Here is a 6867-nt window from a genome sequence, read left to right on the forward strand (position 1 = left end):
CGGTCCAGATCGACTTCCTGCACCTTGACGTGGATGCTCTCGCCGACCGAGGTGACCTGCTCGGGAGTATCGACATGTCCGCGCGCCATCTCGGAGATATGCACGAGACCCTCGATGTTGTCGCCGAAGTCGTTGAGGTCGCCGAAGTCGTTGAGGCGGCTCGTGGCCTGCGGATCCCGGAATACGATGGCGGCCACGGCCTTGCGGTCGATCTGCCCTGCGGAGTCGAGGATCCCGCTTCCGAAAGCCTCAACCAGCTCATCACGCTTGACGGGGTCCGACGCGAGAAGACCATGAGCTATCGCGTCGGTCGAGATGACGATAGCCCCCTTCGACTGGAGGTGCTCACAAGCGGTCGACTTCCCTGAGGCGATTCCGCCTGTGATGGCTATGACATACATGTGCACCTCCGGTACAGAACGGGGCCGGGCACTTCGACTTCGATGCGCCCGGCCCCTCGTGTCTAACTAGGTCGTGTCTCGCTTGACGCTACTTGTCTTCCTCGGCGGCGGGCTCTTCGGTCTCGTCGGCCTCAACGACTTCGGCGACCTCAGCGGCTTCCTCGGCGGCGGGCTCTTCGGTCTCAGGGGCCTCAGCGGCTTCCTCGGCGGCGGGCTCGGCAGCTTCGGGAGCCTCGTCGGTCGCTGATGCTTCCTCGGCGTCTGCGTCCTCGATGAACTCAGAGGCGTCTCTCGGCGGCATCTCGATGACGGTTCCGAGCGCCTCGCCTGCTGCCCTCATCGACAGCGAGATGCGGCGGCGGTCCAGATCGACTTCCTGCACCTTGACGTGGATGCTCTCGCCGACCGAGGTGACCTGCTCGGGAGTATCGACATGTCCGCGCGCCATCTCGGAGATATGCACGAGACCCTCGATGTTGTCGCCGATCTCAACGAACACGCCGAACGGCACCATCTTCGTGACGCGACCTTCGATGATCGAGCCGACCGGGTACTTCTTGACCATCTCCTGCCACGGATCGGGCTGGGTCTGCTTCAAGCCGAGCGAGATCCTTTCACGGCTGGCATCAACCTCGAGGACCTTGACCTCAACCTCGTCGCCCACCTTGACCACCTCTGACGGATGGCTGACGTGGCTCCACGAAAGCTCGGAGATGTGGACCAGTCCGTCGATACCGCCGAGGTCGACGAAGGCACCGAAGTCAACGATGCTCGAGACCACGCCAGGCAGTATCTGGCCCTTCGCCAGCTTGCCGAGAACCTCGGAGCGCTCAGACTTGCGGCCTTCCTCAAGCACGACGCGACGCGAAAGGACGACGTTGTTGCGATTGCGGTCCATCTCGATGACGCGAGCCTCGAGCCTGGTTCCCATGTAGGTGATCAGGTCCTTGACCCTGCGCAGATCGACCAAGGATGCGGGCAAGAAGCCGCGCAGGCCGATGTCGATGATGAGTCCACCCTTGACGATCTCGATGACCTCGCCCTCGACGTTCTCGCCGGACTCGAACTTCTCCTCGATGTTCTTCCACGCACGCTCGTACTCGGCGCGCTTCTTGGAGAGGATGAGACGTCCGTCCTTGTCTTCCTTCTGGAGAACGAGAGCTTCGATCTGATCGCCGACAGCGACCACTTCGGAAGGATTGACATCCTTGCGGATTGAAAGCTCGCGTGAGGGGATCACACCTTCGGATTTGTATCCGATATCGAGCAGCACTTCGTCGCGCTCGACCTTAACAACTGTACCGGCGACCAGATCGCCGTCCTCGAAATCAGCCATAGTGCCATCGATGAGTGCGAACATCTCCTCATCGGTGAATACTTCCTGCTCTACGAACTGCTCGTTCTCGTGCTCACTCATCCGGGTTGGCCCCTTCGTGTCGGGGCCCCTTCGTGTTCTGGTCGCCTACAGGATCGAATCGCCTAAAGCTGTCCATACATTTCCAGGGCCAACATTACTCTACCGCGATGTCACGGGGAATTCCGAGACACCAACTGCAGAGTATACATTGTGAGCGCAAGGGGTTCCAAATGTTTTGTTCCTGCGGGCGCCTAGATCACCCGCACTGGACTGCGAGCATGGAGACGGAACCGCCGTCGACACCATCGAGTGGGAACGCGACCTGCTCTCCTGCCTGCTGCACCCCGATGACATAGATCAGCGGCAAGTAGTGCTCTGGCGTTGGGATGGAGAGTATGGCGTCACGCCCCAGCCCCTCGTACCCGACGAGGGGTGCGTGATCGCCGACAAGCAGCGCTTCTCTGGCCCGGCTCTCGAATCTGACCGCCCAGTCGTATGGCTCGACCTCCTGCCGTCCCCAAGCATAGGCGTGCAGGTTGTGGACGATGTTGCCGCTGCCTGCGATAAGCACGTCCTCCTCACGCAGAGGAGCCAGCCGCTTCGCGATCTCATAGTGATACTCAGGGGGCCGCGACTCATCGATGCTGAGCTGCACAACGGGGATGTCCGCATCCGGAAAGACATGCCGCAGCACCGACCAGGTCCCATGGTCGATCCCCCAACGATCATCAAGCATCACTGGGGTGGGCGAGAGTAGAGTTCGGACTCTGTCGGCAAGTTCGGGACTCCCGGGCGCGGGATACTGCACCTCGTAGAGTTCCTGCGGAAAGCCGCCGAAATCGTGTATGGTGCGCGGCGCGGCCATCGCAGTTACCGCGGTCGCCGGAAAATACCAGTGCGCTGACACGCACAGGACGGCCTTCGGGCGTGGGATGCTCTCGCCTATGAGTCTCCATGCACGTGTGTACTCGTTGTCGAGTAGCGCATTCATCGGATTACCGTGCCCGAAGAAAATCGCTGGCATTCGATCAGCCATCGAGCCGCGCCCTGTCGACCAACTTCTGCAGCAGCTTGGCGATCAGGTCTCTGCTGGTCGGATCGGTCAGTCGTCCGTGCTCGTCGAAGCGTTGCGAAGCGCTGCCGATCATGACCTCGGGCTGGTTTATCGGATGCATGTCCAGGAACACCATCATCTGCCGCAGGTGGTATTGTGCCCGAGCCGTGCCGAGCGCCCCGACCGACGCACCCATGATCGCAGCAGGCTTTCCGCTCCATGCGTTGTCTCCATAAGGCCGAGACGCCCAGTCGATCGCATTCTTCAGCACACCTGGCACCGAGTAGTTGTACTCCGGCGTGGCGAACAGGATCGCGTCCGCTTCACGGATGTGGCTCTTCAGTCGGAGCACCTCGGCGGGCGGATCGCGTTCCTCGTCTTGGCAGAACAACGGGATGCTGTCGATCTCGAAAATCTCTAGTGTTGCTCCTTCAGGCGCGAGTTCGGCGGCTGCTCGCAGTGCGCTTGCGTTATATGACGCCTGCCGAAGACTCCCTGCGATACCGAGAATGTGGATCCGTTCGCTCATGTCGCGTCCTTTCCGGCGTCAGATGCCTTGCGGCCTGGCCTAGCTCTCGGGATCCTAGTTTCCCAGGATCTCGTTCAGCCCCTCAAGAACCTTCTCAACTTCTTCCTGCGTGAGGAGCCCGAGTCTCTTCCCGATTCGATCCACCGACAAAGTCCGGATCTGGCTTATCTTGACCCACGTCGGCTTTGGGAACCTGTCTGCGCCGAGTGCAAGCGTCAATGGAAATCCCGCTCGCTGCGGCTGACTCGTCAATGCTACTGCAATGACTGTTCCGGAGCGCTCGTTGAAGACATCGGCGCTCAAGATCAGAACCGGCCTTCTCCCTGACTGCTCCCGTCCGCGCGTCGGATCCAGGTCGGCCCAGCGCACCTCTCCCCTCAGTATTCTGGCCACTCGCTCAACTCCCCACTCATGCCCTCTTCAGCTAGCGCTTTTTCGAACTCAGGATTCAACTTAGCGCATTCCCTGGCGAGACGACCTTGCGACAGGCGCGCCAGCTTCTCGTCGACAGCCTCCTGTATCGCTTGACTACGATTAGGGAACCGGCGCTCGGCGACCAATCTATCCAATGCCCCCAGTGTGTCTTCGTCTAGTGTTATTGCGACCTTTGACCGACCCATTTTACACCTCCGAGTATGATATTATATCATACCCCGCCGGGAAGCAACTCTGGCCGCCGTTCCTCATCCTACTTCGCCACTGCCCAGTTCTTGCCTGCGGCCACTCCCACCTCTAGCGGAACGGCGAGTTCGGCCACGCCCGCCATCGCCTCTTCGGCAAGTGTGGTGAGCGCTTGCAGTTCCTGGGCGGGGCACTCGAAGACGAGTTCGTCGTGGACTTGCAGCAGCATCCGTGCTTCGAGCTTGGTTTCGCGCAGCTTGCGGTCGACCTCAATCATGGCGAGCTTCATGATATCGGCGGCGGTTCCCTGCATGGGGTGGTTCATCGCGGTGCGCTCACCGAAGGCGCGCAAGTTGAAGTTGGGGCTCTTGAGCTCGGGGATCCGTCGCTTACGCCCGAACAGCGTGCTCGCATAGCCCAGCCTGTGCGCCGAGGCGACGGTCTCATCGAGATACGCCCGCACACGGGGGTACGCCGCGTAGTAGCGGTCGATCATGTCCTGCGCCTCGCCGTGCCCGATCTTGAGCGAGTCGGCGAGTCCATGAGCGCTCTGGCCATACACGATGCCGAAGTTCACGGCCTTGGCCTTCGCCCGATACCCTTGCGGCACATCCTCCACCGGCACGCCAAAGACGCGCGAGGCCGTCACCGCGTGGAAGTCCCTGCCATCGGTGAACGCTTCGATCAGCCCCTGGTCGCCCGACAGGTGAGCGAGGATCCGCAACTCGATCTGCGAATAGTCGGCGGCCACGATCAAATCGCCTTCGATCGCCGGAACGAATGCTGCCCGGATGCGGCGACCTAGCTCGGTGCGCACCGGGATGTTCTGCAGGTTCGGCGCGCTGCTGGAGAGACGACCGGTGGCTGCGACGGTCTGGTTGAAGGTGGTATGGATCCGTCCGTCGGCTGCGACCAGCGCTGGCAGAGCATCGATATACGTCGACTTGAGTTTGGCGAGCTCGCGATATGCGACTACCTCCTCCGCGATCGGGTGCATGGGCGCGAGTGCCGCGAGCACGCTGGCGTCGGTGGAATAGCCCGTCTTCTTGCGCTTCTGCGTCGGCAGGCCGAGCTTCTCGAAGAGCACCTCCGAGAGCTGCTTGGGCGAGTCGATGCAGAACTCGCCGCCAGCATACCCGTAGATGGCGGTAGCGATTCCCTCGAGGCGCCCGGCGACCTCCTCGCCGAGTTCAAGCAGGACCTGCGTGTCGAGACCCACTCCGGTCCGCTCCATGCGCGAGAGTATCGGGACCAGCGGCATCTCGATGCGCTCGAACACATCCGCCGAACCATCCTCATGCAACCGAGACGCAAGTATGGGGGCGACCTCCGCGGCGAGTCGTGACTCATGGCTGGCCATGTTTTCACGCCCAGGACCAGCCGGGATGTGGCCGGGAAGTAGGTCTGCGGCCAGCGCATCGAGCTGATACGAGTTGCGGTTCGACTCGAGCAGATAGGCCGCGATCCCGCAATCGAAAGTCCGTTCTGGCCCGAACGCCTCAATGGCCGCATCGAAGCTCCCACCCGCTTCCGGCGGGCAAAGTGCGTGCACCGTGGCCTTCCAGTCCCCGCAAGCGATCCGTGCCGAACCGCCGAGTAACGCGGTCAGCGCGCCCTCGGCAGCATCGCCGGTCACGAGCGTGACTTCTCGGCGGGTAGGGTCGGCGAGGGCAAGATCGCATCGGGACGCGAAGAGTGAGTCGCAGGTGCCGTCGTCGAACGCGATGCCGAGCCACCCATCGGTAGCGGCCCACTGTGCCACGAGCCCGGTCGTTGCTTGCGAGGCGGTCTGCCGCCAGACGTCGGTCGGAGCCGCAGGCTTGACGCCCGCCATCGACGCCGAAGCATCCTGATGCCCGCTGGCGAGCACTCGGCCGATAACCGCCTGCGAGAAGCGCAGCGCCGCGAAAGCCTCGGCAACGCGCGCTGGGTCGAACTTGCCCCAGCTCACCGAGGTCAGGTCGAGATCGATAGGCACGTCTCGGCGGATCGTCGCGACCAGACGGCTGACACGCGCGTCCTCGGCGTAAAGTTGTAGATTCTCGCCAAGCTTGCCCTTGATCGACCCGGCCGCCGAAAGAACGGCCTCCAGCGTTCCATACTCGGCGATGAGCTTGGCGGCGGTCTTCTCGCCAACTCCCTTGACCCCGGGGATGTTGTCCGAGGTATCACCCTTCAAGCCGAGATAATCCGGTATCTGCTCAGGGGTCACTCCGTAGCGCTCCAACACTGCAGACGAGTCGTAGATGACGATATCTGCGATGCCTTTGCGTGTGGTGACGACCTTGACGTGATCGCTGACGAGCTGGAGTGCGTCACGGTCCCCGGTCACCAGCAGGGCTTGGGCACCGAGCTCCTCGGCGAGTCGCGCAATCGTGCCCAGCACGTCATCGCCCTCCCAGCCATCGGCCTCGATCACCGGCACTGCAAGCGCCTCGAGCAGTTCCTTTATCATCGGGAACTGCACTCGAAGCTCATCGGGGGTCTTGGGCCTATGCGCCTTGTAGCAGGCCAGAGCCTCTTCCCGGAACGCGGGGCGCCCTCGGTCGAAAGCCACCACCACTCCTTGTGGCTCGAGGTCTTGGACGATCTTGAGTAGCATGGAGATGAAACCGAATGCGGCGTTGGTCGGCCGGCCGTCCGGTGCGGTCATCGTGGGAGGCAAGGCGTGGAAAGCCCTGTGCAGAAGGCTGTTTCCGTCTATCGCAACGATCGGGTCCGTGAAGCGGCCCTCCACATAGCCTCCATCCTGTTCTCACATCATTCCGCCCATGAGCATTCCCCCTACGAGCGTGGGGACAGCTCCGAGTATACCCGTGACAACGACGAATGCGATCATCACTGTCATGGCCTGCTTCCGATTGAATCCGACCGTTTGAGAAAGCAGCGCCAGAAGCAACACTAC

At 61.9% G+C, this 6867-nt stretch carries 7 protein-coding genes; all 7 read right to left on the reverse strand.

Annotation, left to right across the window (positions count from 1 at the left end):
• Positions 1-401 (reverse strand): dephospho-CoA kinase (gene coaE / locus M1617_01820; GenBank protein ID MCL5887031.1); only part of this gene is annotated, 401 nt, incomplete at its 3' end.
• 88 nt (positions 402-489) lie between these two features.
• The gene (gene rpsA, locus M1617_01825) at positions 490-1818 is read right to left on the reverse strand and encodes a 30S ribosomal protein S1 (protein MCL5887032.1); all 1329 of its coding nucleotides are present in this window, start codon (positions 1816-1818) and stop codon (positions 490-492) included.
• A 196-nt stretch (positions 1819-2014) separates the two neighbouring features.
• On the reverse strand, positions 2015-2794 hold the full coding sequence (gene ygiD / locus M1617_01830; GenBank protein MCL5887033.1) for a 4,5-DOPA dioxygenase extradiol: 780 nt from the start codon (positions 2792-2794) through the stop codon (positions 2015-2017).
• On the reverse strand, positions 2787-3341 hold the full coding sequence (locus M1617_01835; GenBank protein ID MCL5887034.1) for an NAD(P)H-dependent oxidoreductase: 555 nt from the start codon (positions 3339-3341) through the stop codon (positions 2787-2789). The genes ygiD and M1617_01835 overlap by 8 nt, the downstream gene beginning before the upstream one ends.
• A gap of 54 nt (positions 3342-3395) precedes the next feature.
• The gene (locus M1617_01840) at positions 3396-3734 is read right to left on the reverse strand and encodes a type II toxin-antitoxin system PemK/MazF family toxin (GenBank protein ID MCL5887035.1); all 339 of its coding nucleotides are present in this window, start codon (positions 3732-3734) and stop codon (positions 3396-3398) included.
• Entirely contained in the window at positions 3719-3961 is a 243-nt protein-coding gene (locus tag M1617_01845) for a ribbon-helix-helix domain-containing protein (protein MCL5887036.1), read from the reverse strand. The genes M1617_01840 and M1617_01845 overlap by 16 nt, the downstream gene beginning before the upstream one ends.
• Positions 3962-4029: 68 nt before the next feature.
• Positions 4030-6699 carry a DNA polymerase I gene (polA, locus tag M1617_01850; protein MCL5887037.1) on the reverse strand — a complete coding sequence of 890 codons (2670 nt, stop codon included), beginning with the start codon at positions 6697-6699 and terminating at the stop codon, positions 4030-4032.
• Between the last annotated feature and the right edge of the window lie 168 nt (positions 6700-6867).

Source organism: Actinomycetota bacterium (genome assembly GCA_023488435.1).
In the GTDB taxonomy this organism is placed as follows: domain Bacteria; phylum Actinomycetota; class Coriobacteriia; order Anaerosomatales; family UBA912; genus UBA912.

Bases quoted from the DNA above. Each gene is read 5' to 3' on its own strand.
- rpsA (MCL5887032.1), bottom strand. From the start codon at position 1,818: ATGAGTGAGCACGAGAACGAGCAGTTCGTAGAGCAGGAAGTATTCACC.
- ygiD (MCL5887033.1), bottom strand. From the start codon at position 2,794: ATGGCTGATCGAATGCCAGCGATTTTCTTCGGGCACGGTAATCCGATG.
- M1617_01835 (MCL5887034.1), bottom strand. From the start codon at position 3,341: ATGAGCGAACGGATCCACATTCTCGGTATCGCAGGGAGTCTTCGGCAG.
- M1617_01845 (MCL5887036.1), bottom strand. From the start codon at position 3,961: ATGGGTCGGTCAAAGGTCGCAATAACACTAGACGAAGACACACTGGGG.